Source organism: Ruegeria sp. YTSA105, from assembly GCF_059610225.1.
Map to the genome: position 1 here is coordinate 230,214 of NZ_JBXWNE010000004.1, position 26,708 is coordinate 256,921.

Annotated in this window: 20 protein-coding genes; 6 read left to right on the forward strand and 14 right to left on the reverse strand. The window is 56.2% G+C overall.

What is annotated here, in order from left to right:
• Positions 1-28 precede the first annotated feature (28 nt).
• The 14 genes from AC2FH2_RS07850 to AC2FH2_RS07915 form a co-directional block, all read right to left on the reverse strand.
• On the reverse strand, positions 29-1,192 hold the full coding sequence (locus AC2FH2_RS07850) for a glycosyltransferase family 4 protein (protein WP_496823269.1): 1,164 nt from the start codon (positions 1,190-1,192) through the stop codon (positions 29-31).
• Between the two features lie 75 nt (positions 1,193-1,267).
• Complete coding sequence (locus tag AC2FH2_RS07855; protein WP_496823270.1) at positions 1,268-2,479, reverse strand: polysaccharide biosynthesis/export family protein; 1,212 nt, start codon at positions 2,477-2,479, stop codon at positions 1,268-1,270.
• On the reverse strand, positions 2,476-3,678 hold the full coding sequence (locus AC2FH2_RS07860; RefSeq protein WP_496823271.1) for an O-antigen ligase family protein: 1,203 nt from the start codon (positions 3,676-3,678) through the stop codon (positions 2,476-2,478). The genes AC2FH2_RS07855 and AC2FH2_RS07860 overlap by 4 nt, the downstream gene beginning before the upstream one ends.
• A 71-nt stretch (positions 3,679-3,749) precedes the next feature.
• Positions 3,750-5,096: a lipopolysaccharide biosynthesis protein gene (locus tag AC2FH2_RS07865; protein WP_496689392.1), complete on the reverse strand. Its 1,347-nt coding sequence runs from the start codon at positions 5,094-5,096 to the stop codon at positions 3,750-3,752.
• A gap of 173 nt (positions 5,097-5,269) precedes the next feature.
• Positions 5,270-7,126 carry a GumC family protein gene (locus AC2FH2_RS07870; RefSeq protein WP_496823272.1) on the reverse strand — a complete coding sequence of 619 codons (1,857 nt, stop codon included), beginning with the start codon at positions 7,124-7,126 and terminating at the stop codon, positions 5,270-5,272.
• Positions 7,127-7,416: 290 nt separating this feature from the next.
• Positions 7,417-8,982 carry a carbamoyltransferase C-terminal domain-containing protein gene (locus tag AC2FH2_RS07875; RefSeq protein ID WP_496823273.1) on the reverse strand — a complete coding sequence of 522 codons (1,566 nt, stop codon included), beginning with the start codon at positions 8,980-8,982 and terminating at the stop codon, positions 7,417-7,419.
• Positions 8,983-9,036: 54 nt separating this feature from the next.
• Entirely contained in the window at positions 9,037-10,359 is a 1,323-nt protein-coding gene (locus AC2FH2_RS07880; protein WP_496691356.1) for an alginate O-acetyltransferase AlgX-related protein, read from the reverse strand.
• 603 nt (positions 10,360-10,962) lie between these two features.
• Positions 10,963-13,179, reverse strand: a complete 2,217-nt coding sequence (locus tag AC2FH2_RS07885) for an NADP-dependent isocitrate dehydrogenase (RefSeq protein WP_496823274.1) — start codon at positions 13,177-13,179, stop codon at positions 10,963-10,965.
• A 220-nt stretch (positions 13,180-13,399) separates the two neighbouring features.
• Positions 13,400-14,425, reverse strand: coding sequence for a trans-3-hydroxy-L-proline dehydratase (locus tag AC2FH2_RS07890; RefSeq protein WP_496823275.1), 1,026 nt, complete (start codon positions 14,423-14,425; stop codon positions 13,400-13,402).
• Between the two features lie 11 nt (positions 14,426-14,436).
• Entirely contained in the window at positions 14,437-15,675 is a 1,239-nt protein-coding gene (locus AC2FH2_RS07895; protein WP_496823276.1) for an NAD(P)/FAD-dependent oxidoreductase, read from the reverse strand.
• Complete coding sequence (locus AC2FH2_RS07900) at positions 15,672-16,604, reverse strand: 4-hydroxyproline epimerase (RefSeq protein ID WP_496823277.1); 933 nt, start codon at positions 16,602-16,604, stop codon at positions 15,672-15,674. Before AC2FH2_RS07900 ends, AC2FH2_RS07895 begins: the two co-directional genes overlap by 4 nt.
• Entirely contained in the window at positions 16,595-17,554 is a 960-nt protein-coding gene (locus AC2FH2_RS07905) for a dihydrodipicolinate synthase family protein (protein ID WP_281995060.1), read from the reverse strand. The genes AC2FH2_RS07900 and AC2FH2_RS07905 overlap by 10 nt, the downstream gene beginning before the upstream one ends.
• Before the next feature lie 159 nt (positions 17,555-17,713).
• Entirely contained in the window at positions 17,714-18,772 is a 1,059-nt protein-coding gene (locus tag AC2FH2_RS07910; RefSeq protein WP_271948765.1) for an ABC transporter ATP-binding protein, read from the reverse strand.
• On the reverse strand, positions 18,769-19,575 hold the full coding sequence (locus AC2FH2_RS07915; RefSeq protein WP_281972961.1) for an IclR family transcriptional regulator: 807 nt from the start codon (positions 19,573-19,575) through the stop codon (positions 18,769-18,771). Before AC2FH2_RS07915 ends, AC2FH2_RS07910 begins: the two co-directional genes overlap by 4 nt.
• Before the next feature lie 140 nt (positions 19,576-19,715).
• On the opposite strand from AC2FH2_RS07915, the gene AC2FH2_RS07920 reads away from it, so the two are divergent.
• From AC2FH2_RS07920 to AC2FH2_RS07945, 6 genes are all read left to right on the forward strand, one after another.
• Entirely contained in the window at positions 19,716-20,975 is a 1,260-nt protein-coding gene (locus AC2FH2_RS07920) for an ABC transporter substrate-binding protein (protein ID WP_496749760.1), read from the forward strand.
• A gap of 94 nt (positions 20,976-21,069) precedes the next feature.
• Entirely contained in the window at positions 21,070-21,993 is a 924-nt protein-coding gene (locus AC2FH2_RS07925) for a carbohydrate ABC transporter permease (protein ID WP_142636168.1), read from the forward strand.
• A gap of 1 nt (position 21,994) precedes the next feature.
• Positions 21,995-22,843: a carbohydrate ABC transporter permease gene (locus AC2FH2_RS07930; RefSeq protein WP_142636166.1), complete on the forward strand. Its 849-nt coding sequence runs from the start codon at positions 21,995-21,997 to the stop codon at positions 22,841-22,843.
• A 22-nt stretch (positions 22,844-22,865) separates the two neighbouring features.
• Entirely contained in the window at positions 22,866-24,206 is a 1,341-nt protein-coding gene (locus AC2FH2_RS07935) for an alpha-glucosidase/alpha-galactosidase (protein WP_496823278.1), read from the forward strand.
• Between the two features lie 25 nt (positions 24,207-24,231).
• The gene (locus tag AC2FH2_RS07940) at positions 24,232-25,941 is read left to right on the forward strand and encodes an IlvD/Edd family dehydratase (protein WP_496823279.1); all 1,710 of its coding nucleotides are present in this window, start codon (positions 24,232-24,234) and stop codon (positions 25,939-25,941) included.
• The gene (locus AC2FH2_RS07945) at positions 25,941-26,708 is read left to right on the forward strand and encodes an SDR family NAD(P)-dependent oxidoreductase (protein ID WP_496823280.1); all 768 of its coding nucleotides are present in this window, start codon (positions 25,941-25,943) and stop codon (positions 26,706-26,708) included. The genes AC2FH2_RS07940 and AC2FH2_RS07945 overlap by 1 nt, the downstream gene beginning before the upstream one ends.

The window sequence follows — 26,708 nt, forward strand, 5'->3', positions numbered from 1 at the left end:
CCCCAAAACCTTACATTTCGCATCCGGATTACGAAACCAATTCTCGGTACACGTCGGACACTTCGGCCACGTGTTTATCCAACCCAAAATTATCCTGCACATATTGGTATGCAGCCTGTGTTACCTGCTGTCTCAGGCTCGGGTCCTCAATCAGAGAGACGACCGGCTCAACAAAGGCCTCGGGGTCCTGCGGATCTACCAGAAAACCGGTTTTGCCATGATCGATTGCCTCGACATTGCCGCCGTGCCGTGTGGCCACAACAGGCAGTCCAAGGTGCATTGCCTCGATCAAGGTGCGTCCAAATGGCTCGTTCAAGGCCGGCACAAGGGTGGCATCCATTGCGACCATGCACTTTTCAACATCCTGCCGAAAACCCATCATATGAATCTGCGCGCCCATCCCCTGTTCTCGGGCCACGTCCATGGAGCCTGAGTCCAACCCGTCATCGGGATTGAGTACTTTGCCAAACAGCAGGCCATGTACCGGCCTGTCCGCAAACTGTTTCTGAATGGCCACAAGGCTTTGGACAAAATGAACCGGCCGTTTTCGCGGTTCCAGATGGCCAAAATATCCCAGGAGAACTGCATTTTCCGGCGCACCGATTTCGTTCAGGATCATCCGACGCGCCGCGTCTGGATCCGGGCGCTGAATGCTCAGGTCGAAGGGGCTGCGGATGACCTGAAACTTTTTGTCAACCGAGCGTATCGGACGCGAGGGTTTCGAAAAATACGACACGCTTAGGATGCAGTTCGAAAACACCGGCGCGACATAGTTAACGCCTACCGCGCGCGGATCCTGCCTGTGGTGCCAGATATGCTTGATCCCCAACCGTCTGGCCGGAAACACCCAATTCACATGCAATCGGCCCTCATTTGTGTGGACGATATCTGGCTTTTTGTCCCGCAAAAACCGGACGAGCTGGCCGTAGGTCCGGGTCCAGTATTCCGGAAAGCCAACATCCGCATCCGTCTTATTGTTTGGAGGGCCCATAAGCCTGGGGCCCTGCAAAACATCGACATTTAGACCCAGCGATTGAGCATACTGCCCGACCGACCCGGCTTCGTTGTGGCAAAGGACCAATGGTTCAAACTGATCCCGATCCAGACAGGACGCAAGTTTGAGCGCGGAAACATGACTGCCGCCCAGATCTGCCCAACCTGCAAAGGGAAATAAAACGCGTATCTTTTTCATTCTGGCCTGCCGCCTTTTTGGCTCAGCGCCGGACATCAGGACCGCGCGCTGAACCATAAATCATTGAACTGAAATCTATTGTGTTTGCGTGACGAAGGTTCGAGAAACCGAAAGCGTATCCCCGGGGGACAAGACAGTATCACCCGAAATCGCCGTTGCGGCCCCTCCGGCCGCGTGGGTGACCGAGTATTCGATCACGATCTCTTCAACCGCATCAACCTCTTCAACAACGCCAAGCGCCGCCAACTCGGCCTGCAGGATTTTCGCGGTACCCAGCCGAGTCTGCAGGTCCTCCAGTTCAAATTGCAAGGCATTCAACCTGACAAGCGTATTTGACCGCGCGGTATCGAGCAACTCCAACTCATCGCGTTGCGCGCGGTTCAACTGTTGCCGGGCCAAGCCCAGAGCAATCTCGATATCTACGCTTTTGCTTTCCTGATCGTTCAGCGAGTTGGACAGAGATGACACGCGCGAACTGACCGTGAGGCCCTTTTTCTGTAGTTCCAGAGCATCATCTAGATCCTTACGCGTGATCGCGATCTGATTCGCCCGCAATGCCAGCTGCCGTTCGAGACTTTCAATCTGATCTTTGAGGGTCTCCTGCAATTGGATGATCCGTTCACCCTGCCCTTTCCGGGCCTGTTGATCCGCTTGCAGAATCTCCCCCTGCAGACCTTGTGGGGGTTCAATTTTGGCATCACCGCCGTCCGGAGACAGTGTTGACAGATCAGCCAGCAATCGGCGTTGTTCGGCTTGCAAAGCTTCAATCTGTTCATTGTACAACTGAACTTCACCCTGAACCCGCAATCCGGTAAAGTTCGTTCCTACGTCATTTTGCAACGGCAACCGGTATTCCCCGCCCGCAAGCGCCATCGCCTGTTGCGCGGTCAGTTGTGGCCGATAGGGGTACGAGCCTGGAATCTGGACATCCCCCAATATGTATACAGGCAGATGGCCGATGACTTCGATCGCCAGATGAGGCGGTTCTGCCATCCCCACGCGAGTGCGCATCTGAGTTTCCAGCAGCAGTACCAGTTCTTCGGTCGTTCGCCCTTCAGCATGAACCTGGCCGGCCAGAGGCACCATCAGCATCCCTCCCGAAGAAAGCGCATATTCACCGGAAACGCCTTGCCAGTTCACAAAAGACGCAACCACCGGATCCCAACGCATCGCACGCAAATTGATCTTGTCCTGCGGTGCCAGAACATATTCCTCGGCCTGAAGCGCACCGATAAAACAAGCCGAAGCCGCGATCACAGAAAGCATCAGTTTTTGCAATAATTTCACGACAATCTCCTAAGTGTATTCGTTGGTCCTAACACCGGCAGGCGCGACACGCTAAGCGCAATGGCAAGGACAAAGGGTACGTTCCAGAACCGGGCATAAAAGGTCGTCGCCCCGGCAAGCAGCACGACATACATCAGCATGGCAACGATGGTCAGTGCCCCGACCGATGGCGAGCGGCCGACAGAAATGGCCATCCAGGCCAAGTATATGCTGGCCAAAATAAAGCCGACCATACCGAGCAGAGAAATCAAGCCACCTTCGGACAGAGTCAGCAAATAGGCCGAATGAACCACGATTCCCTGTTCGCTGGCCAGGCTGTACTGGTTTGCACCCAGCCCGATCAACAAAGTGCCACGGGATACCTCGAAGGCCTCTTGCAGCAGGAATAGCCGGTCAGAGAACGTGCCCGCCTGGCTAATGTCACCTGCAAGAACGGCATTCAGAACTCGTTCGCGAAAGACCTCGGGCAAGAAAAGCTCACCAAAGTTCAGGACCACCAAAACCGCAATCAACGTGCTGGCGATCAGGATCACAACATGACGCGGGGACCCGCTGCTGAGGATAATGGCGACAGTCCCCACTATGGTCACGATCAGACCAGAATTCGAACCGGTCAGAATGATGCCGTAAAACAGGATTGGCAGCACGATCAGCCCCCAGATGCGGCTGCTTTGCTTCTGCAGGATCAGGCTAAGCAGGAAAACGATGGCCATCGCCAGCATGAGCGCGCATTCATTTGCCCGCTCGACCAGCGAAAGCATGCGACCATTTGCGGATACAAACCGGTGTGTCGGGTCTTCCATGAAGTTGATTGCATAGATGCCAAACAGCACAACAATGCCCATTCCAATAATAAATGCCTTCATCAGCAGGACGATCTGATCAAAGCTTCGATTGCCGATCAGGATTGGCAGCACGATCAACGAAAAGAAGTACTGAACAAACACAGTCAGCAGCTCGGTCGGATCTCCGTTGATCAACGAACCTACGGTCAGGCCCCCTGTGAAAAACAGGAACGAACTGTACCAGAACCCGCTTGCGGGACCGAATATCTTAACCGGCAGCTGGCCAGTTGCCAGCATGACAAACCCAGCCAGCACAAAGAAGAAATCCGAGAGGGTGAAATAGACGAAATCCACTCTGAGATAGTTCATCGGCGCCAGGGCTACAGCCGCCATCAGGAAATAGAGAGCTGCCATGTCTACGCTTGGCAAATAGCCGATTCCATTGGTCGGCTTGCCAAAGGAAACTGATTGGACCGATGCAGGTCTCATGGGCGCACCTGCTCCTTTCCGTGTAATGCAGGGTTCAGCAATGTACGCCGCAAGTGTAACACACACAGCCCTAACCAAACGGAATTACACAGCATATGCGCCACTGCGGCACCGACCACGCCCAAAACAGAAACCATCGGTGCAATGAGGATCAGAAACAAAATAGTGTTCAACAAACCGATCCGAACCAAGGCCCGGTCTTGCCCCAGACTCAGCAGTGCAGGGTTCAGCAGTATCCCACCAAGATAAATACCTACCGCGATTGCCTGCACGCGCACGACCGGTACTGCAGGGGCATAATCCACACCAAAAATCGCAGTAACGATCGGTTCCAGCATCAAGATCACTGGAATCAAGACAAGGGCAATTACCCCCCAGAACCCGGCGCTGAGACCCGTTAGCATTTTTTGCAAACGGTCAAATTCATTTCGGGCGGCAAACCGGGTGAACTCGGGATAGATCGCCTGGCTTAGCGGTCGTCCAAGACGCAGTGCAGCTTCGCCGCACCGTTTCGCGATATGGTAATATCCCACCATCGTCGGTGAAATCAGAACACCCAATATGATCACGTCCAGGCGCTGCGTGGTCTGACGCAGGATGACAGAGAGATTGCTGTTCCAAACAAAGCGCAGAAACCCGGAATTTTCACCCAGAGTTTGTTTTATTCCAAGCATCGGACGACCATAGCCATTCCGCGACATTTCTCGCAGCCCCGCGGCAAAGGCCAGAACGCCGTCTAAAAGGCTGACAGCAACAAATATCGCGACAAAGCCAGGCAGCCCAAACCCCAGTTGCCAGGCAATCACCCCCAGCACCATCCGCACAGACGCTGCGAAAATATCCAGTTTGGCCAACAGATCGAACCGGTCGAAGGACCGCAACAAAGCCAACCCGGTTGGCCTCAGCGAAACCAGAATTCCCAGCGATGCGACCGGCAGCACCCATGCAAGATCCTGATCCAGCCCCAGCCATCCGGCGATGATCGGTGCGAATGCGATCGCAGCGCCGGCGGCCAATACGCCCCCAACCACGTCAATCAGGACCGACAGCCCGACAAGTCGGCGAAATCGTTCGCGGTCTTCTTCCTCCAGCGCAGTGCTTCCATATCTAATCACCGCCTGCCAGGGCTCAAGATGAAGGAATCGGGAAACGATCCGCGCATAGGCCTCGCCTATTGCCATTACCCCCAAGCCTGCGGCCCCAAGTGCGCGGGCGGCCACCGGCAGAAACACAAGGCCCAGCAAAGCGACTGCTATCTGAGAGGAAAAGATCCATTTCAGATTGCGCAGTAAACGCCGAAGCACAGCAGTCGGGATTGAGGTTGCGCCGGGCTGAGAGGTCATGTCTGACCCACCCGCCCGCCGCACAAACGACCGGCCAATTCCACCCCTTGGCGGCTGCCGGTCATTGGACCACGCCGCAAAAGCGTCGCGGGCGCTGTGCCCTCATATTCGCAAATAAAAACCAATACCCAATCACCAATCTAACAAATCCTACAAGGGTCTGCGAACCGTAATCAGCTGCTTTTCCCAGGCTCATCCGAGTAATGATATGTATAGGCACCATACCCATATTGCCTTTGCTTCCGCATGTTCACACCATTCATGATCGTACCGGAAATCTTGATATTGCTCATCCGCAGCTTTTCGATTGCATCCTTGAGAATTTTTTCGGTGGTCTGCCCCCAGCGCACCACCAAGAACGTACCGTCGACAAGCGGCCCAAGTCGGATCGTGTCATCAATGACCAATGTCGGCGGCGTATCGACCAACACAAGATCGTACTGATTGCGCAACATGCGCCCGTATTCGCCAAGTTGCTGCATCAACTGTTTGCGGGATATTTTTGGACGCAGGTTCAGACTGATCGACGAAACCCCCGGTACCCGTTCGCCATCGACATAAATCTGGCTGGGTTGCACGGCACCGCTCAGCGCGTCCTCGATTTCGACCGGGGCCGCCCCGTTAAGACCCAGTGTTTTTGAGGCACGGCAACGGTGGTTATCCATATCCAACAATAGAACGCGCATCCCATCTGTACCCGCCACTAGGGCCAGCGAAACCGCAACCACGGTCTTGCCTTCTCCAGGAACACCAGAGGTAACCATGACGATGCTGCCGTCATCATTTGTGTTAAACCACATGGTCAAAACACTGCGCAGCGCCTCTACATAAGGCGAGCGGCCCTGATCACGGATAAAGCGCAACAACTCCTGCTGACCATCCGTGTCCGAATCCATCACCGTATCCGGCAGGAAACCCAGATTGGTCAGATCGGTTTGCTGTTCGATCTGGTTTTCGTTTACGATCCGCGTGTTGCTGCCCTCCATCAACAGGGCGATCACAAAGGCCAGAGAGAACCCGACAATCGCGCTGACTGCGACGGCGACTTTGGTATTCGGCCAGAATGCCGAAGTCGGCGCATGAGCAACCGAAACCTGCTGAACCGCCTGGCCAAGAAACTGTTGCTGGGTTTCGAAATCATTCAGCTTTTCAATCGTCGTCTGATACCGGATCCGAAGAAGCTCTAGCGCGCGTTCCATCCGCAGCAATGCAATTTCCGAACCGGTCCGGCTGCGCAATGCCTGTTCAACAACGGCAATCTGGTCAGCAATTTTGTTGACCTCTTCGCTGCTGGCTCCGTTGATCTCATGCACATCTTTTTGCGAGTTCAGCCGCGCAAGTTCCGACCGAAGCCTACCCGGCACGGATTCATCCGCCAGATTTTCTTCAAGAATAAAGGCCGCCATCTGAAGTTCGTCACGGGTCAGTTCGTCACCCAGTTCATTTACGCGGTCCTTAAGAAAAGAAATGGAAGATGAAAGACCTTGCTGCCGCCGCTGCTGCAGGCGAAGGATAAAGGTTTCTGCAACTGTATTGGCAATATCGGCTGCCAGCTGCGGGTCTTCGGCTGTTGAGATGATCTCAATCGCAAGGCTCTCTCCTTGCCGAAGTACGTTATATGTCGACAGTGTATTGTCGATTACACGATTGCGGATAACGGATGTGGATTGCGGGTTTGCGGGATTTTGTGCCCCGGCAAAAGCCTCATTCTCGAACAGGTCCAGCGCTAGGGCGACCTCTGCCGCAAACTCCCGTGACCGCAGGATGTCGATCTCGGTTTCAATTAGGGTGCGGGTCAGTTCATAGGATTCAAGTTCGACACTGTCGGCGCGGACGCGCATATCCAGAGATGTGAGAACGATTTCGGCGCGGGATTTGTATCTTGGGTCCAGTTGATTGACGACCATAAACGTGCCGACGATCACAGCTGCGGTCACTCCGAGGATCAACTTCAGATGACGGTAAATCATCCGCCATATGCCATCCAGACGCTGCTGGCCAAATTGGTTTGCGATATGGTTTTGATCCATTCTCTATCGTCCCTTGTAGCGACCAAGATCACCGTCGCCTGAAATACAAATCTTTGATGCTGCGCCCATGTTCGAACGAATTCTTATCCTATTGATTGGACAGCTTGGCCATTTTTCCGAGTTTTCTTGTCGTTATTTGCTCAATGTTTCCACACAAGAGACAATAGGCCGGAATCCTTGCTGTTGCAGAAGCTAAGAGGCGGCGTCTTTCAAAGTTTTGCAGACCTGATTCATACGACAAAGTACTTAACCTCCAAAAGTGCGGCGACACCGCAAGCGCGCCAATATTACTAGTTAAACCTGTAAAACGTGTTTCCTGCGACAAAGCCGTCCAGCTTTGCCGATCTTGCATAGTGATGCAGATCACTGGTTTTGTTTATGAACCCCGCTCCGCGAAAGTTCAGTGACGTATTGCACAATACACCCGTGCCCGAAGCCGACTTGAATGCGTTCAGCAGGTCGTAAAAGAAAGCATTCTGATCCCGGCGGACTGTTTGGACCCTTGCTGTCCCGTCTACATGCGTGATCGCGGCCAGGTTCTGATTGGTCACCTTCTGCAGATGCAACATATAAGGCGCGGAGTTTTCCCACTCAAAATGTTGGCTGACATCTTCCTCAAGGCAGGATGGGGCCACGGGGCTTGTATCCGGCCGGTTTTTAGCCCTGTTCAGGCGCACGCGGGTTTCGGCCCGGAACGGGGCCGCCAGAATCGAGCGGTTGCCCAATGCGCGCGGACCGATTTCACAGTTCCCTCTGGCCCAACCGATGATCTCACCGGACATCAACGCATCCGCGACATCGTTCAGACGTAGCTCGCTGACCCGCATGCCGCTACTGTCGATTTTATCATCCACAAAGGACTGTCCGGAATAAACCGTCCAATCCAGCTTTGCCTGGCCCGTATAGTGGCGCATGGCATCAACCGCAGTTCCTATGGCGCAGCCGGAATCACTGCTGCAAGGTGGTACAAATACATCTCGGAACAAGCCGCAATTCTGCCACTTGGTGTTCCAATCGCAGTTCAATCCACATCCGCCGGCAATCACCAGCGGATAACCCTCTGTCAGGTTCTGTTCGGCAAAGGCAAGGAACCGTGAAAAAATCGCATCCGAGAGTTTCTGTGCAAGATTACTGAACTGCTGGCTGTGCATTCCGACATTGAAAAACGGGGAATCGGTCAACCGATCCTTGCGCAGAATTTCGGCCAATGGTTGATCTGACAAAAGATAATCTATCAGCGCATGTTCATCCGCGTCATGTGAACCGGGCTCTGCATAGGCACATGCCGCCATCATCCTCCCGGGATCCTCACGCCGTTGTTCACGCGAAAGCACGGGATAATCGGGATCAACCAGTGCGCTCAGGAACGAATATCGGGCACCGGGCCCGGTCATCACCCGACCGACATGAGACAGCTTTAGATCTTCATCAATCTTGTAGAAATCGCCAAGCGTGTCTTCCCAAACCAACACATAACAAGGTTCACCTTGACGAAACGGAGACATCCCATAAGCGCCCCAGATATGTGCCCTTTCATGGGTCGATGAGAAATAGTCGATCTCTTTGCCAAAAAACGTCCGTTTCCCCACGGTCTGAGCATCTTCGCCAATGCCGAAATACCCTGCCCCCGAGGTCGTCACATGTTGTGTTCCGGTCGTTGACCAGCCGCTAAGGGCCAGGATATCAGGCAAGTCCCGGAACCACAGGCCAGAGTCGATAAATGTATCCGGTGTGACTGACGTGTTGCGGGGAAAACTGTCTTTCTCGGATTCATAGGAAAACAGCAGGTTACCGTTTTGGGCATCAATACCCGCAACCGTACCGTCGTGACCCGACTTGAATGACAAAATCTTCATTTCACACCTCTTTACCGCGCTTGTTGCGCGGTCCTGGCAAAACACACCAATTCGTTACTGTTCTATCAAATTGCGTTGGCGCAGCCCCTCTGTAATTGCCCGAGCGGCCAGTTCTGCGCCTGCTTCGTTGAAATGAGAATCCGGCGCATAATACGATGCCGGATCCTCTTGCATTTCGATAACATCCGTTAAGTCTATCACGTCCAGCCCAGCCTGCGCAGCCGCATCTTTCACCAATACTCGCAGCGGGTCGTGGATAAAGGGCTGGGCGACCAGACCCATATAGCGGCTGACCGTCGGAACATACACAATGGCAATCTCACCATCCCATTCTGATGTAATCTGTTTTGCCCGCATCAGAACATCGGTAAATACCGGATTTTCATCAGTTGCCTTGGGATAGTGAATCCCAAGGATCTCGGCCGTTTTCTGCAATGCCAGAAAGTTTCTGAACACCCGTTGCGCCCGCAGGTAATCGCCCCAGGATAAAGTAGTCTCTGCCCACCATCCGGATATCACCGGTGCGGTTAATTCCGACTGGTCCGGATGCTCGATTGGGCCAAAATCTACAGCCGGGTCTAGTGCTGCGCTCAACCATGGCTTCTCAAGCTCTCGTTCCAGATTGCGCCAGTCATTGCCCGCAAAGAAAGAGAAAAGCGTGAGGTCGGGCTGGAACTCTGGCCCGTACCGGCCCAAAACCGCCAGTTGATACAGCGGGCCAATGCCCCTGTGGCCGGTGTTAAGCAGGTTCGGCATGCCCTGACGCAGCTTATCCGCCAGATGCTCACCCTCTCTCAGGCAGAACCCCTCGGAAAACGAGTCACCCAGCAGCATCACACTCACATCGTTTTCATAGACCGATGGTGGATTGCGAAACCCCAGACGATCCGGCGTGTAGGTCACCGGCTCGCCCAGCACCGAGCACAATAGCATCTTGTCACCCGGCATGGGGGCCAGATACGCAGTTTCGAGCAGTTGTGTATCCAGCGCATCGTTTACATGTTTCATTGTCCTGCCCGGAGGCAAGTTTTCCTTGTATTCTTCGACGCTTACCTCATCGCCGACAAATCCGACTAGCCCTAGGCGTCCGGGGATTATTTTGATGGTCAGATAGGCCTCAAATGCAAACAGAGCCGCCAAAAGCGATACCGCGCTCAAACCAACAGTCAGCCTGGCTTCGTTCGACAAGAAGGCCGCGCACAAGGCCAGGGCCAGCCCAATCGCGCCCGGAGCCAGTATGTATCGGATCAACCGCGCTGTTCCATTGGCAAATTCCGCTGAATTTACCAGTGCATATGCGACGACCCCAAAGAAATAGAGAGCGGCGACCAGACATAGGATTGACCCGAAACGCGAACTGCGGGTTTTTTCAGTCATTCCATCTGGTCCCTTTCGACCGATATCGACATTTGCCGTCATTAACGGCGAAACCGGGCGAATTCAGTTGAACCGATTTGCGTATCATCGGCAAGCTTTTCTGCGGCGGCCTGAAAAGCGCAGGAAGCAGACGCATCGCCTGACCCTCTAGAATATGAAAAACGCTCAAAAACAACAGGATAAATACACACAGCACACAACACTCGAATACAAAACAAAACCAGATTTTTTTACCACCGTTATGCCGAAAAGCAAATCACCCGCTCTTTCAACGCCTAGTGGGCGCACGGCGCTATCACATTGCACGCATAATCCGTCCTTGTACGGCCTATTGTTCCCGAATTCAGTACGGCGACATAGTCCTTTCCGTCGCCGGAGGACAATGATTTTGGCGGGTGTATCGTCAGCGGCACAGCAGACGGATGAATATACGGGAAACCCCTAATATCCAGCCAGCAGGGTTTTGTTACAGTTAACGCAACTACACCGGAGAGGCTTCGGCCTCCCCACTCGCTCAAAAAGGGACTGACTTTGGGGGTCGGTCCCTTTTTAGTTTTTACGTCAGGTTCAGAACCCTGCCCAAATCAGGACAGGGCACCTGGATTACCCGTCAATGATACCATTGAGTGTCGCGCTCGGGCGCATGACTGCTGCAGTCTTGGTCGGGTTGGTGTGATAGTAACCACCCAGATCTGCCGCTGCCCCTTGTGCGTTGGCCAGTTCGGATAGGATCTGCTGTTCTTTCGCGGCCAACTCTGCAGCAATCGGCGCAAACTCGGCGGCCAGATCAGCATCATCGGATTGCGCGGCCAGCGCCTCGGCCCAATAGCGCGCGAACCAATAGTGGCTGTCGCGGTTATCCGGCTGCCCGACTTTGCGGCTGGGCGACTTGTTGTTGTCCAGAATGCCCTGCGTTGCGGCCTCGGCAGCGGCGCCAAGAACTCCGGCTTTGGCGTTGCCTTTGCTGTCGGCCAGGAAATTCAAAGACTCGCCAAGCGCGCAGAACTCACCCATCGAGTCCCAGCGCAGGTGGTTTTCCTCGACCAGCTGCTGCACGTGTTTCGGGGCAGAGCCACCCGCGCCGGTTTCGAACAATCCGCCGCCCTGCATCAGCTTGACGATCGACAGCATCTTGGCCGATGTGCCCAACTCAAGGATCGGGAACAGGTCGGTCAGATAGTCACGCAGCACGTTGCCGGTGATGGCGATGCTGTCGTTACCGGCGGTGATGGTCTCCAACGACTGGCGGGTCGCCTCACGCGGTGCCAGGATTTGGAACTTGTCCGCCACGCCAGCAGCTTCCAGTGCGGGTTGGACGGATTTGATCAGTTCGGCATCATGGGCACGGTTTGCATCCAGCCAGAAGATCGCCTCGGATCCGGTCAGACGCTGACGGTCCATCGCCAGTTGAATCCAGTTCTCAATCGGAGCCTTCTTCACGGTGCAGGCACGCCAGATGTCGCCCTTTTCAACCGCATGCTCGTGCAGTGTCTCGCCATTTGCCAGAACGATACGAATGGTTCCATTCGCAGGCGCCTGGAATGTTGTCGGGTGGCTGCCGTATTCTTCGGCTTTCTGAGCCATCAGACCCACATTGGCCACAGCTCCGACGGTGGCTGGGTTCAGCGCGCCATTGGCTTTGAAGAATTTGACGGATTCATCATAAATAGACGCATAGCAGCGGTCGGGGATCACACAGTTGGTGTCACCCTTGGACCCGGTTTCGTCCCAACCCTTGCCACCAGCACGGATCACGGCAGGCATCGAGGCGTCGATGATCACATCAGACGGCACGTGCAGGTTGGTGATACCCTTGTCGCTGTCAACCATATACATGGACGGGCGGTCGCCCTTGATCGCGTCAATGGCGGTCATGATATCGGCGTTGCCTGCAACCCGCTCCAGCAGATCGCCCAGACCCGAGTTCGGGTTCACACCCAGCGCATCCAATTCAGCGCCATAGGCCTCGAATACCGGGGCAAGCCACGCCTTGACCGCATAGCCGAAGATGATCGGGTCGCTGACCTTCATCATTGTGGCCTTCAGGTGAAGCGAGAACATGGTGCCGTCTTTTTTGGTGTCTTCGATGGCCTCGGCCAGGAAAGACGACAGCGCATTGACGGACATGAAGGTCGCATCGGCAACGGTGCCCTCGGCCAGCGGCCAGCCGTCTTTCAGAACCGTAGTACTGCCGTCTTGTCCGACAAATTCGATTTTGGCGTCACCGGCTTGCGCCGCAGTAATGGTGGCCGATTTCTCGTTCGCGTAGAAATCATTGCCGGACATGGACGAGACTTTAGTCTTGCTGTCAGCGGCCCATGTACCCATCGAATGCGGGTTCTTCTGGGCATAATTCTTGACGGCGCGCGCGGCGCGACGGTCGCTGTTACCTTCGCGCAGAACCGGGTTCACAGCCGAACCCTTGATGGCATCATACCGCGCGCGGATCGCTTTTTCTTCGTCAGTCGCAGGTTCTTCGGGATAGCTCGGGATGTCATAACCCTGTGCTTGCAGCTCTTCGACGGCGGCCACCAGCTGCGGCACCGAGGCCGAGATGTTGGGCAGCTTGATCACATTGGCATCGGGTGTCTTCACCAACTCACCCAATGCGGCCAGATCATCGGTGATGCGCTGCGCATCTGTCAGCTTTTCGGGGAAGGTCGAAATAATCCGCCCAGCAAGTGAAATATCCTTGGTTCCGACGCTGACACCGGCGGCGGATGCAAACTTTCGAATGATGGGCAGGAATGAGGCGCTGGCCAGCTCGGGCGCTTCGTCTACAATGGTATACAATATGTCGAAGTTCGATTTATCTGCCATATTCTTTTACCTTTTTTAAGCCTTTCGGGGCGTGCGATCCAAGAGTTGGGGCCACATCGGCGTGGCGCGTAAGGGACGTAACAAGACTGCCGTCCCGGGATGACTCTGTATTGACAGGGCCTCCCTTAAATGACGTTTGGCTTGGGATCAATCGCCAGAGACCGCGCATTTTGACACGGTTTGCGGAAAATCATCAAAACTGCTTGCCAATGGGCAAAATTCAGACGCCCCAGGTATCGCTGAGCTTATATCCGCCCGGCCAGGGATCGTCCGGGTCAAGCATGTGTTGATGTGTACCGGTAATCCATCCGCGGCCACTGATCTCGGGAATGATCGCGGCACGCCCCCCGATCGTTGTGGCCTCGACGATCTGTCCGGTGAAAGACGAACCGATGATCGAAACCGCCTGGAAAGTTTGCCCGACTGCCATTTCTCCCTTGGCGGCCATCAAGGCCATACGGACAGAAACTGCGGTACCGGTAGGGGACCGATCAACTTTGCCCGGCTGGATCGCCACGGCGGATTTTCCGCGCAGGCCATTTGCGACCCGCTCGGTCGGGCCACAAAAAGCGCAGAATGAAATGTGATTCCAGTCCGGGTTTTCGGGATGCGTAAACCCAATTTGTTCGTTGGCCGCATTGGTGATCGCTACACCCAGCCGCGCAATGTCACGCGCCTCGTCCTGCACGATGTCAAACCCAAGCGCCGCCGCATCGACCACCACGAAACTGTCGCCCCCATAGGCCGTATCCACGGTCAGTGTGCCAAGGCCCGGCACTTCAAGCGGAACGGCGAGCCGGTCTACAAAACTGGGCAGGTTCTGCACAAATATGCGCTCGGCCTTGCCATTCCGGCATTCGGCGCGCACCGGGACCAGCCCGCCCGGTGCCTCAAGCGTCAGATGTGTAACCGGTTCCTGCATCGGAATGATCCCGCTATCCAGCAGCACGGTGGCCACGCAGATCGAGTTTGAACCAGACATTGGCGGTGTGTCTTCGGGCTCCATGATAATGAAGCCTGCATCTGCTTGCGGATGTTTGGGCGGCACCAACAGGTTTACATGACGAAATACACCCCCGCGCGGTTCATTCAGGACAAAGTTGCGCAAGGACTGGTCGCGCGCGATGAACGACCGCTGCTCCCATAAGGTATCACCGGGTGGCGGAAGAACACCGCCAACGATGACATCTCCGACCTCGCCTTCGGCATGGGCGGAGATCACGTGGAGAGTTTTGATACTGCGCACGACCCCCTCCCTCAGAACCGGCCAGCAGCAAAGGGGGCTGGCGAAATCGGGGGGGCCTGACGGTCAACCATGGCCCCAACAAGCTCGGCCGTGCCTGCGGATTGGGTCAGCCCAAGATGCCCATGGCCGAACGCATAGAACACGCAAGACGCATTTGGAGAAACACCGATGACCGGGATGCTGTCAGGCATCGACGGCCGGAACCCCATCCATTGCGTGCCTCCTTCGGTCTTGAGGCCGGGTAGAAACTCTTCGGCTTTGTGCAATAACGTGTCGGCTCGTTTGAAATTGGGGGCGAGGTTCAGACCGCCCAACTCGACCGCGCCGCCGATCCTGACGCCATTGTTGATCCGGCTGGCAACGAACCCATGCCGCGAGAAGGACAGGTGCATCCGCAGATCAAATGCACCTTCGGGCAGGGTCGTGTTGTATCCACGCTCGGTTTCAAGCGGGAATCGGTCACCAAGAGTTCGGGCGATATGATGCGACCATGCGCCGGCAGCCACGACCACTTTCGTCGCGTCCACGGGCCCTTCCGCCGTTTCAAGGCGCATGCCACTTTGCTGTGGCACCAACGCCTGAATATCGCGCCGCTCGATCCGGCCTTGCCGGTTTTGAAAGGTCTGGGCAAGGCGCTCGACCCATTTCTTGGGATCAACAGTATTCAACCAGTTGGGCGTAAATCCCGCATGAGTGAACCGAGGACTGAGACCCGGTTGTTTTTCGGCAATCGCCTCGGGGTTTTCCAGCAGCTCAAAGTCTATTCCGTGCTGGCGGCGCACTTCCCAGGCCGGCAGGCTCGCGCGGAATTCGGCATCGGACTCGTAAAGCTGCATCTGCCCATCCCGCTGCATCATCGCCTCGCCGTCAACTGCTGTAATCAACCGCTCAAGCGCGGCACTGGACAGTTGCATGAGGCTGGCCTGAGCGGCCAACAGCTCGGCGTAGCGACCGGGCTGACTGGCGCGCCAGAAACGGTACATCCAGGGCGCAATCTGCAACGCATAGGCAGGCGGGATAGACAGGGGACCCAACGGGTCCAGCAGCCACTTTGGTGCCTTTTTCATGATGCCGGGCGTTGCCAGAGGCTCAACCTCGGAAAAAGCAAAGGCCCCGGCATTTCCGGCTGATGTCTGCGCCGCAACGCCTTCCTTGTCCAGAACCAGCACGGCATGACCCCGGCGCTGTAATTCCAGCGCAATGGTCATGCCAATCACGCCAGCTCCGATGACGACGATCTGCTGGGTCATACCTCAATCCCCGAACGGAATGGATCAGCCTCGGCAAACATCAACCGCGATTCCGCCATGACATAGGCCTGCCCGGTGATCGAGGGGATGACACCGCCGTTGGGCCCAGCCTGATAGGACAGGCGATAGGTGCTGCCAATGACACTTTGCTGGACGATTTCCTGCCCCGGGGCCAATAGACCCTCAGCGGCCAGACAGGCCAGCCGAGCAGAGCTGCCGGTGCCACAGGGCGACCGGTCGTAATTGTCATCCGGGCACAGAACAAAGTTGCGGCTGTGAATCGCTTGCTCGGGCGATGCGTCCTGAAAGATTACATGATCAATCGGTTCACCCTGCTCGCCGCCAACCCCCTGCGCGATCGAGGCTTTGCGGATAGCAACGGCCCTATCGGTCAGCTCCCGAATATTGGCCGGAATGACGGAAAGCGGGCTTGGATCGACGATAAAGAACCAGTTTCCACCATAGGCCACATCCCCTGCAACCTCACCGAAACCGGGCACATGAAGTGAAATGTCGCTGTGAACGCGGCGGCTTTCGATATTCGTGACCGTGACAGTATTGGCATCGTGCAGCTCGACCGTGACAACTCCGGCTGGCGTTTCGATCCGATGTATTCCAAAATCGATCCGACCAAGATGCGCCAGTGTCACGGTCAGGCCAATGGTTCCGTGGCCGCACATTCCCAAAACAGCATCGACATCAAAATAGATCACGCCGGTGACACAGGTTGGATCAACCGGTTCCACCAACAAGGCCGCGACCATGGCCGGTTGTCCGCGCGGTTCAAGCATGACCGAACGATAGAAATCCCTGTATTCGGTGTCCAGCCGCCGGGCGCGTTCAGCCAGAGGGCCAGAGCCCAGATCTGGTGCGCCATCGAGGATGACCCGGGTCGGTTCTCCTCCGGTGTGGCTGTCGATCACATGCATTCTGCGATCACCCCACCTTGTTTCAACCAATCGGCGAACCAAGCCCCAAACAACGCGTATTGCTGTTCGCAATAATTCCGCTGTGCATCTGTCAGGGCATCAGTTTCATTGAAATGCAGGCGGTATTCCTCTTCCCCGTTCAACACCAGAAGATGCTTGTAATACAGCACAAGATCCGGACCCTCATCAAAACTGGACAGCACCTGAATGGCCTCGGTCAGTTCTTGCGCCCGTAACCGGGCTTCGGCATCGCCCCGCGCGGCCTTTTGAGAAAGCGCAGCCAACAGCAACGCCTCACGTGGGAGGGCCGTTCCAATCCCGGTGATCGAACCGGTTGCACCACAGTTGACGAAACCGTGGTAAACCTCGGTGTCCACACCCACCATCAACGTCACATCATCATCCTGACTGGTGATGTTTTCCGCTGCATAGCGCAGATCGTCCTTGCCTCCGAATTCCTTGAACCCAATGAGGTTAGGGTGTTCGGCGCGCAGGGCAAAGAACAGATCAGCCTTTGTTGCGAAACCATAATATGGGCTGTTGTAGATAATTGCCGGCACGTCCGGCGCAGCGGACAGGATTGCCTTGAAATGGTTCTTTTGCGCAGTTGATGAGCTCCCGCGGGACAGAACCCGGGGAATGACCATCAACCCGACAGCGCCGACCTTTTGCGCATGTGCAGCGTGGGCCTCGGCGGATTTGGTGTTGATTGCCCCGGTTCCGACCACAACCGGCAGCCCGGCATCCACCAGACGTTCCACCCCTTCCATGCGCTGCGCATCCGTCAAAAGCGGCCAGTCGCCCATGGATCCGCAATAGACAACCGCAGACATGCCTGCGTCGATCATTTGCTTGCCCTTCCGAACAAGTGCGTTGAAATCCGGCTGCCGATCCGCCGAGCAAGGGGTCATGAGCGCGGGCATCGTACCGCTAAATACATTGGTCGACATACGGTGCTATCCTCTAGTTACAGGGGTCCAGATAGGCGTCATGCGCCCGTTTTCACGCGATAACGGATATTGGATACAAAATCCATACATAATTCGACGCAAAAAGCCCGCGTTGGACCTTTCGTTTGACGCGGGTGTTTTTGACTGTCTAAACGGCGATTATCTCAACCGCAGGCCGGTTTCAGGATCAAACAGCATGGTGCGTTCCGGGCGGATCGAAATACCGATGCGTGTACCCTGCTTACTGCGCTCGTCTTCGCGCTCTTCAACGATCAGCTTGTCGCCATTCGATGTCAGCAAATAGGAATAGCTGACGCCGCCAAGCGCCTCGGTCAGATCAACGGTGCAGGTATCGCCCGACCGATCAACCTGAATATGTTCGGGGCGGATACCCAGCGTGACCCGAGATAGACCCAAAGGAACCGATGCTGGGACGGGCAGAGGCTGAGTGATCGCCGGATGAGTCACCTGACCATCAACGATGTCGCAATCCAGAAAGTTCATGGCAGGCGAGCCAATGAACCCTGCTACAAACTTGTTATCTGGATCCCGATACAGATCCATCGGCGCACCGACCTGTTCGATCCGACCATCTCGCAGCACTACGATCTTATCGGCCATGGTCATCGCCTCGACCTGATCGTGAGTCACATAGATCATGGTCGCGCCAATTTCATTGTGAAGCCGGGCAATTTCCACACGCATCTCAACGCGCAATTCGGCGTCCAGGTTGGACAGAGGTTCGTCGAACAGAAACACCTCGGGGCCGCGCACAATCGCACGCCCGATGGCAACGCGTTGGCGCTGACCACCCGACAGAGCTTTGGGTTTGCGTTTCAGATACTGGTCCAGCTTCAGGATACCCGAGGCTTCCTGAACCTTCCTGTCGATCTCGGCTTTCGCCACGCCGTTCATCCGCAGGCCAAATCCCATATTCTCGGCCACAGTCATATGCGGGTACAGGGCATAGGTCTGGAACACCATCGCCACGCCCCGTTTCGCTGGGTCCTGATGTGTCACCTCGCGCGCGCCGATGTGAATTTGGCCCTCGGTCGTTTCCTCAAGCCCTGCGATCATCCGCAACAAAGTGGATTTTCCACATCCCGATGGGCCGACAAAGACACAGAATTCACCATCCTCGATTTCGAGGTCGATTCCGTGAATCACCTGTGTCTGGCCATACCGCTTAATCGTTTGGTTCAGAGTTACTCCGGTCATGTCGCTTGTATCCTGTCCTTCTGGCCATCGGGGCGTGTTTCAGGGAACCGCCAGGCCTGAGCTTCGGCCGCGATTTGTTCGGCCACCCGGCGCACGCGGGGAATCCAAGCCTCGAGCTGGTCGAAATTCATCCGCTCAGTCGAGCCGGTCACCGAAATTGCACCCAGCATCCGCCCGCCCGGCGTTCGGATCGGGCAGGCAACACAAATGATCCCCGTCTCGTGTTCTTCATCATCCAGGGCGTAGCCCCGGCTGCGGATCAGTTCCAGATCGGACCGCAGCGCAGCTTCCGAAGCTAGGGTCTTTTCCGTAAACCGGTGAAAGCTTTGCTGTGAGATCACCTTGTTCAGCTCGGCCTCATCCAGAAAGGCCATCATCGCCTTGCCCACACCCGTACAATAGGCCGGTCCGACCTTGCCCGCCTGTGAATACATCTCAACCGGCTGGGCGGCATTGCGCTTATCGACATACAGAACCTGACCAGAATCGAGCTGCGCCAGATGCACAGTCTCGCCCGTTTCACCGCTGAGCGTATCGAGAAAAGGCCTGGCAATCGGCGCCAGTGAGCTTTGCGTCCACGCCGCATGGGCCAGCCGAACCAGCCTCAAACCCGGTGCATAGGTCTGCCTATCCGGGTCATAGGACAACATCCCCTGATTGGTCAGGGATTGCAGAAACCGATAGAGCGTTGCCTTGGGAAAGCGGCTGCTTTCCAGCAGTTCCGCAAAGCGAACCGGCCGCTGAAACGCGGCCACCTGATCAAGCACGTCACATGCTTTCCCTATCGTTCCATCACCTGCCACGGGCGCTCTGTCTCCTCCAGTTAACCTTCGGCCTCAGCCAAGAGGGTCTTGACAAGACTAACCGAGTCGATGTGTAGTTTTCAACATATAAAACTAAGTTCCAATATATGGAACTAAAATGGAAGCTAAGGGAGGAAACCATGCATTCCATCTACAAGCGCACCACGGCCGCTCTGGCCATGAGCGTTGCACTTGCTGTTCCCGCCTCTGCCGAGCTTACCGGCGAATTGCGGATATTCCTGGACACATCGAACCCGGCACCCCGGGCCACGATGGAAGCAATGATCGACAGATTTCAGCAACAGCATCCGGATTTGGCCATCGAGACAACGGTGATCGACCGCGAGGCCTACAAAACCCAGATCCGCAACTTCTTGACTGCGGATACGCCGGATGTCGCCACGTGGTACGCGGCGAATCGGATGAAACCCTATGTCGAGGCTGGCCTGTTCGAAGACGTCTCGGACCTGTGGGCGGAACCTGCGATTGCGGACAATCTGGCCTCAACCAAAGGTGCGATGACGATCGACGGCAAACAATGGGGCGTGCCCTACACCTACTATCAGTGGGGCGTTTATTATCGTAAAGACATCTTTGACGAACTGGGCCTGACCGAGCCCACCACCTGGGAAGAAGAGCTGGCGAATTGCCAAAAGATCGTCGATTCCGGTCGCGCCTGCTATACGATCGGCACCAAGTTCCTGTGGACTGCCGGTGGCTGGTTCGACTACCTGAACATGCGCACCAACGGCTATGACTTCCACAACCAGCTGGCCAATGGTGAAATCAGCTGGGAGGATGACCGGGTCAAGCAGACCTTCGCCAACTGGAAACAGCTGATCGATATGGGTGCCTTCATCGACAACCACCAGACCTATAGCTGGCAAGAAGCTCTGCCCTTCATGGTCAACGGTGATGCGGCGGCTTATCTGATGGGCAACTTCGCCGTGGCGCCACTGCGTGAGGCGGGCCTGAGTGATGACCAGCTGGACTTCTACCAGTTTGTTGCCATCAACCCCGATGTCGAACTGGCCGAAGATGCACCGACCGACACATTCCACATCCCGTCAAACGCGGCGAACAAGGAAGCCGCCCGTGAATTCCTGCGCTTCGTTGTGTCTGCGGATGAACAGACCGAGATCAACAATGGCTCGAATCTCGGCCAGTTGCCGGTCAATGCTCAGTCCTCGGTAGATGCCGACAAGTTCCTGCAGCAGGGCTTTACCATGCTGTCGTCAAACAGCCCGGGCGGAGTCGCCCAGTTCTGGGACCGCGACGCACCGGCAGAAATGGCCAAAGCGTCGATGGAAGGCTTCCAGGAATTCATGGTCAAGCCAGACAATGCGGACAAAATCCTGGCCAAACTCGAACGGGCGCGTCAGCGCATCTACGACAACTGAACCGGTCAGGATTGGCAAAGCCCATCCTGAACCATGACCTGCGTAAGGCGGGTATCAACCCGCCTTACTCCGCCTACCAGAACCGGGGACGCCCATGACCGCCGTCGATACCCACGAACAAGAAAGCTGGTTCCACCGAAACCAACAGCGCATCGCGCCCTGGTTGTTTTTGGCCCCGGGCCTGTTGTTCTTTATGGTCTATGTGATCATTCCGGTCTTTCAGTCCTTCAACCTGTCGCTTTACGAATGGGACGGCCTAGGGGCTGCCGAATATGTCGGCTTTCGCAATTATGAAGACCTGTACTGGGAATGGTCGGACCGGGACGCCTTTTATATCTCGCTCAAAAACAACCTGATCTGGCTGCTGCTCTATCTGGCGGCGATTCCGGCGGGTCTGTTCATCGCGCTGTTCCTGAACCAGACGGTCTGGGGCATTCGCCTGTATAAATCCCTGTTTTTCTTCCCCTTTGTGATTTCTCAGGTGGTCGTTGGCCTTGTGTTCACATGGTTCTACGATCCCACATTCGGCCTGCTGAACGAATTCCTCGGATTCTTTGGCATGGGCCCGGTGAACGTGCTGGGTGACGAGCGTTTCGTCACCTATGGCATCATCTTTGCTGGCCTCTGGCCACAAACCGCCTATTGCATGATCCTGTACCTGACCGGCCTCAACGCCGTGGACCCCGAACAGATCGAAGCCGGGCGGCTGGACGGTGCCAAGAGCTGGCGGATGTTGTGGCATATCATCCTGCCGCAACTGCGCCCTGCCACCTTCATTGCCTTTGTCGTCACCATCATTGGCGCGCTTCGCAGCTTTGACCTGATCTCAATCATGACACAGGGCGGTCCGTTCGGATCATCGCGCGTGCTGGCCTATTACATGTTCGAGGTCGCCTTGTCCGAATACGGATTCCGCATGGGATATGGCGCGGCTATCGCGGTGATCCTGTTCCTTATCATGCTGTGTTTCATCGGTTATTTCCTGTGGTCAATGTACCGCGAAGAAAGGGGGCACTGAGATGTTTCCCAAGCCAATCGAAAAACAACCTCGTGCAGCGCAGATCACCTATCAGGCGTTGCTGCCGCTGGCCTTGCTTTTGTGGCTCGGGCCGTTGCTGGCCGTCGCCCTGTTCTCGGTCAAACCCGCCGCGGATTTCACCAATGCCAACTACTGGGGGATGCCGTCCAGCTTTGAGGGCGCATTCAACTATGGGCAGGTGTTTTTCAATTCGGATATGCCGCGCTATCTGATGAATTCCTTCCTGATCACCGTTCCCACGGTCATCGGGTGCGTCGCGCTCAGCAGCATGACGGGGTTTGCACTCGGCATCTACAAATTCAAATCGAACCTTTGGATCTTCTTCCTGTTCGTAGCGGGCAATTTCGTGCCTTTCCAAATCCTCATGGTGCCCGTGCGCGACCTGACGCTGGACCTGGGCCTGTACAACACCAAGACCGGGCTGGTCTTGTTCCACATCGCGTTCCAGACCGGGTTTTGCACCCTGTTCATGCGGAATTTCATCCGCGCCCTGCCCTTTGAACTGATCGAGGCAGCGCGGGTCGAAGGGATCAGTGAATGGCGTATCTTCTGGTACGTGGTGCTGCCGCTGATGAAGCCCGCCATTGCGGCGCTCAGTGTGCTGATCTTTACCTTCATATGGAACGACTATTTCTGGGCTGTAGTGCTGACGCAAGGTGCTGAGAGCCAGCCTGTAACCGCAGGGATCACCAGCTTTAACGCGCAGTTCCGCGCCGCCTATCAGCTGATGAGTGCCGGTTCCATTGTCGCGGCGCTGCCGCCGGTTGCCATGTTCTTCCTGATGCAGAAACATTTTATCGCGGGCCTGACACTCGGTGCCGTGAAATAACATCAAGCTAAAGGTTTGCCTGATGACCAAAATCACTTTTATCGGGGCCGGTTCCACGATCTTCATGCGCAATATCGTGGGCGATGCTCTTTTGACCCCCGCCCTGGCCGACAGCCATTTTGCCTTAATGGATATCGACACACAGCGCCTGGCTGAGAGCGAATCCGTGGCCCGCGCCATGGTGCGCTCGGTCGGCACGGGGGCTACCATAACCACCCATACCGATCGGCGCGCCGCATTGGAGGGGGCGGATTTCGTGATTACCGCCTTTCAGATCGGAGGGTATGACCCCTGCACAGTGACTGACTTCGAGATCCCCAAGCAATATGGCCTGCGTCAGACCATCGCCGATACGCTGGGCGTAGGAGGGATCATGCGCGGGTTACGCACCGTTCCGGTCCTGTGGGACGTGGCCCAGGACATGATGCAGCTCTGCCCCAACGCGACGCTGTTGCAATATGTGAACCCGATGGCGATCAACACCTGGGCTTTGGCCGAACGGTTTCCGACATTGAAACATGTCGGCCTGTGCCATTCGGTGCAAAATACGGTCGAGGAACTGGCCCATGATCTGGACCTGCCCAAGCACGAGTTTCGCTATAAGGTCGCAGGCGTCAACCATGTGGCTTTCTTCCTCAAGCTCGAGCATCAGGGCCGCGATCTCTATCCTGCGCTCCGGCAGGGATATGCCGGTGGACAACTGCCGAAACCGCCCCTTTTGATGCCACGCTGCCCCAACAAGGTCCGATACGAAGTGATGGATCATCTGGGCTATTTCTGCACCGAAAGCTCGGAACATCTGGCCGAATATGTGCCCTGGTTCATCAAGGACGGGCGCGACGATCTGATCGAGCAGTTCTCGATCCCACTGGATGAATATCCCACCCGCTGCGTCGAGCAGGTCGAGGACTGGAAAGAACAGGCCAAGACCCTGACCGCCGGGCGTGCGGTTGAGGTGTGCCGCAGCCACGAATTCGCGGCGGACCTGATGAACGCCATCGTGACGAATACGCCCTACACCGCCTATGGCAACCTGCCCAATACCGGCCAGATCCCGCAACTGCCCTTGGGGGCTGCTGTGGAAACGCCATGCCTGGTGGACAGCAACGGGGTGCAACCCTCGGTCGTGACCGACATCCCACCGCAGCTGATTGCGCTGATGCGCACCCAGATCAACGTGCAGGAACTGACCGTGCGGGCGCTGACCGACCAGAACCCCGAATACATATACCACGCCGCCATGATGGACCCACACACAGCCGCCGAGCTCGACCTGCGACAGATCCGCAATCTGGTCAGCGATCTTTTGATCGCGCATGCGGATTGGTTGCCGGATTGGTGCAAACCGGCCAAAGCGGCATGACCCTAAGATTACAAGGCTGACAATAATGACAAAAAAACGCCGCTCGCAGCATTGGTATGGCAAGCTGGACAAGGATGGTTTCATCCACCGATCCTGGATGAAGAACCAGGGCTTTCCCGACCATGCCTTTGACGGGCGTCCCATTATCGGCATCTGCAATACATGGTCCGAACTGACGCCGTGCAATTCCGGCCTGCGCGATCTGGCCGAAGGCGTCAAACGCGGCGTGTGGGAGGCCGGCGGCTTCCCGGTCGAATTCCCGGTCATGTCGCTGGGTGAAACCCAGATGAAGCCCACCGCCATGCTGTTTCGCAACCTACTGGCCATGGATGTCGAAGAATCCATCCGCGCCTATGGGATTGACGGCGTGGTTCTGCTGGGTGGCTGTGACAAAACTACGCCGGGGCAACTTATGGGAGCCGCCTCGGTCGATCTGCCCGCCATCGTTGTCAGTTCCGGCCCGATGCTGAACGGTAAGTATCGCGGGCAGGATATCGGCTCGGGCACGGATGTATGGAAGTTTTCCGAAGCCGTGCGCGCCGGGGAAATGACCCTGCAGGATTTCATGAATGCTGAATCCGGCATGTCGCGCAGCGCCGGTGTCTGCATGACCATGGGCACCGCGTCGACCATGGCATCCGTGGTCGAAGCAATGGGCATGAGCCTGCCCACCAACGCCGCGCTGCCCGCCGTAGATGCTCGCCGAATGGCGCTGGCGCATCTGACTGGCAAACGGATCGTCGAGATGGTGGATGAAGACCTCAAACCCTCGGACATTCTGACCAAAGAAGCCTTTGAAAACGCCATTCTGGCCAATGCTGCCGTGGGCGGCTCTACCAACGCCGTGGTGCATCTGCTGGCTTTGGCCGGTCGTGTAGGCATCGACCTGACACTTAAGGATTTTGAGATCGGGTCGGATATCCCGCTGCTTGTGAACTGTATGCCTTCGGGCCAATACCTGATGGAGGATTTCTGCTATGCAGGTGGCGTGCCTGTGGTTTTAAACGAACTCAAACCCTTCCTACGACCTGCCAAAACGGTTCTGAACAAGGATATTTCGGCCCATTACGAAGGTGCAGAATGTTTCAACCGCGATGTGATCCGTCCCTTCAACGACCCAATAAAACCTGCCGCAGGCCTGCGTGTGCTGCGCGGCAATCTGGCGCCGAACGGGGCCATTGTGAAACCTTCGGCGGCCACGGACGCACTGTTGGAGACCGAGGCTGTGGCCCATGTCTTCGAAAGCATCGAAGATATGAAGGCCAATATCGACAGGGATGACCTGCCGGTGACGCCCGAGACTATATTGGTGCTGAAAGGCTGTGGACCCAAGGGTTATCCCGGCATGCCCGAGGTTGGCAATATGCCGATCCCGGCCAAGCTGGTGAAGGACGGTGTGCGCGACATGATCCGTATCTCGGACGCACGGATGTCCGGCACGGCATTTGGCACTGTCATCCTGCATGTCAGCCCCGAAGCCCAGGCGGGCGGCACGCTGGCGCTGGTCAAAACCGGTGACCGTATCCGTGTATCCGCTAGCAAGGGCGCGCTCGAGTTGCTGGTTGACCAAGTTGAACTGGACGCCCGACGCGCCGCATGGCAACCGGATGCTCCGCATTACACCCGCGGCTATGCCAAGCTTTACATAGACCACGTCCTGCAGGCCGATCAGGGTGCGGACCTGGATTTTCTTGTCGGCAAAGACACCCGCCTTGTGACCAGAGAGAGCCACTGATGGACCAACCCGCCACTTTCCACGACCTGAACGGTGCATCCGTCTTTATAACCGGAGGTGGTTCTGGTGTCGGGGCCGCTTTAACGGACGGATTTCTGACGCAGGGTGCGCAGGTCGCCTTTATCGGGCGCTCCGACGCCAGTGCCTTTGTTGATGAGATGCGCGCCAAGCACGGGCGCGGGCCGCTATTTCTGCAAGGCGACATGACAGATACCGACCTGCTGCGCGCCTCAATGGCCAAAGCCGCCGAGGCCCATGGCCCCCTTGGTGTGCTGATCAACAATGCCGCCAACGACAAGCGCCATTCGCTTGACGAAACCACGCCCAAATTCTGGGACTGGATGATCGAGGTGAATCTGAAGGCGTATTTCTTTGCCTGCCAAGAAGCCGCACGTCAAATGCAGGACAAGGGCGGATCAATCATCAATTTCAGCTCGATCAGCTATATGATGGGTAATTCCGGTTATCCGATCTATACGACATCAAATGCCGGGATCACCGGGATGACCCGGTCGTTGGCGCGCGAGCTTGGCCCGCAGAAAATCCGCGTTAATGCGCTGGCCCCCGGATGGGTTCTGACACAGAAACAGCTGGACATGTGGGCCACGCCAGAAGATCTGTCCGCACATCTGGAACGCCAATGCCTAAAGGACCACCTGACGCCCGAGGATATGATCGCACCGACCCTGTTTCTTGCGTCGGAAGCCAGTCGCGCCATGACCGGGCAATGCATGGCCGTTGATGGCGGTGTTGTAGTAACAGGATGA

Bases quoted from the DNA above. Each gene is read 5' to 3' on its own strand.
- AC2FH2_RS07850 (WP_496823269.1), bottom strand. From the start codon at position 1,192: ATGAAAAAGATACGCGTTTTATTTCCCTTTGCAGGTTGGGCAGATCTG.
- AC2FH2_RS07860 (WP_496823271.1), bottom strand. From the start codon at position 3,678: ATGGCAGCTCTCTATTTCCTGATGGCGGCTGTAGCCCTGGCGCCGATG.
- AC2FH2_RS07865 (WP_496689392.1), bottom strand. From the start codon at position 5,096: ATGACCTCTCAGCCCGGCGCAACCTCAATCCCGACTGCTGTGCTTCGG.
- AC2FH2_RS07870 (WP_496823272.1), bottom strand. From the start codon at position 7,126: ATGGATCAAAACCATATCGCAAACCAATTTGGCCAGCAGCGTCTGGAT.
- AC2FH2_RS07875 (WP_496823273.1), bottom strand. From the start codon at position 8,982: ATGAAGATTTTGTCATTCAAGTCGGGTCACGACGGTACGGTTGCGGGT.
- AC2FH2_RS07880 (WP_496691356.1), bottom strand. From the start codon at position 10,359: ATGACTGAAAAAACCCGCAGTTCGCGTTTCGGGTCAATCCTATGTCTG.
- AC2FH2_RS07885 (WP_496823274.1), bottom strand. From the start codon at position 13,179: ATGGCAGATAAATCGAACTTCGACATATTGTATACCATTGTAGACGAA.
- AC2FH2_RS07895 (WP_496823276.1), bottom strand. From the start codon at position 15,675: ATGACCCAGCAGATCGTCGTCATCGGAGCTGGCGTGATTGGCATGACC.
- AC2FH2_RS07900 (WP_496823277.1), bottom strand. From the start codon at position 16,604: ATGCATGTGATCGACAGCCACACCGGAGGAGAACCGACCCGGGTCATC.
- AC2FH2_RS07905 (WP_281995060.1), bottom strand. From the start codon at position 17,554: ATGTCGACCAATGTATTTAGCGGTACGATGCCCGCGCTCATGACCCCT.
- AC2FH2_RS07910 (WP_271948765.1), bottom strand. From the start codon at position 18,772: ATGACCGGAGTAACTCTGAACCAAACGATTAAGCGGTATGGCCAGACA.
- AC2FH2_RS07920 (WP_496749760.1), top strand. From the start codon at position 19,716: ATGCATTCCATCTACAAGCGCACCACGGCCGCTCTGGCCATGAGCGTT.
- AC2FH2_RS07925 (WP_142636168.1), top strand. From the start codon at position 21,070: ATGACCGCCGTCGATACCCACGAACAAGAAAGCTGGTTCCACCGAAAC.
- AC2FH2_RS07930 (WP_142636166.1), top strand. From the start codon at position 21,995: ATGTTTCCCAAGCCAATCGAAAAACAACCTCGTGCAGCGCAGATCACC.
- AC2FH2_RS07935 (WP_496823278.1), top strand. From the start codon at position 22,866: ATGACCAAAATCACTTTTATCGGGGCCGGTTCCACGATCTTCATGCGC.
- AC2FH2_RS07940 (WP_496823279.1), top strand. From the start codon at position 24,232: ATGACAAAAAAACGCCGCTCGCAGCATTGGTATGGCAAGCTGGACAAG.
- AC2FH2_RS07945 (WP_496823280.1), top strand. From the start codon at position 25,941: ATGGACCAACCCGCCACTTTCCACGACCTGAACGGTGCATCCGTCTTT.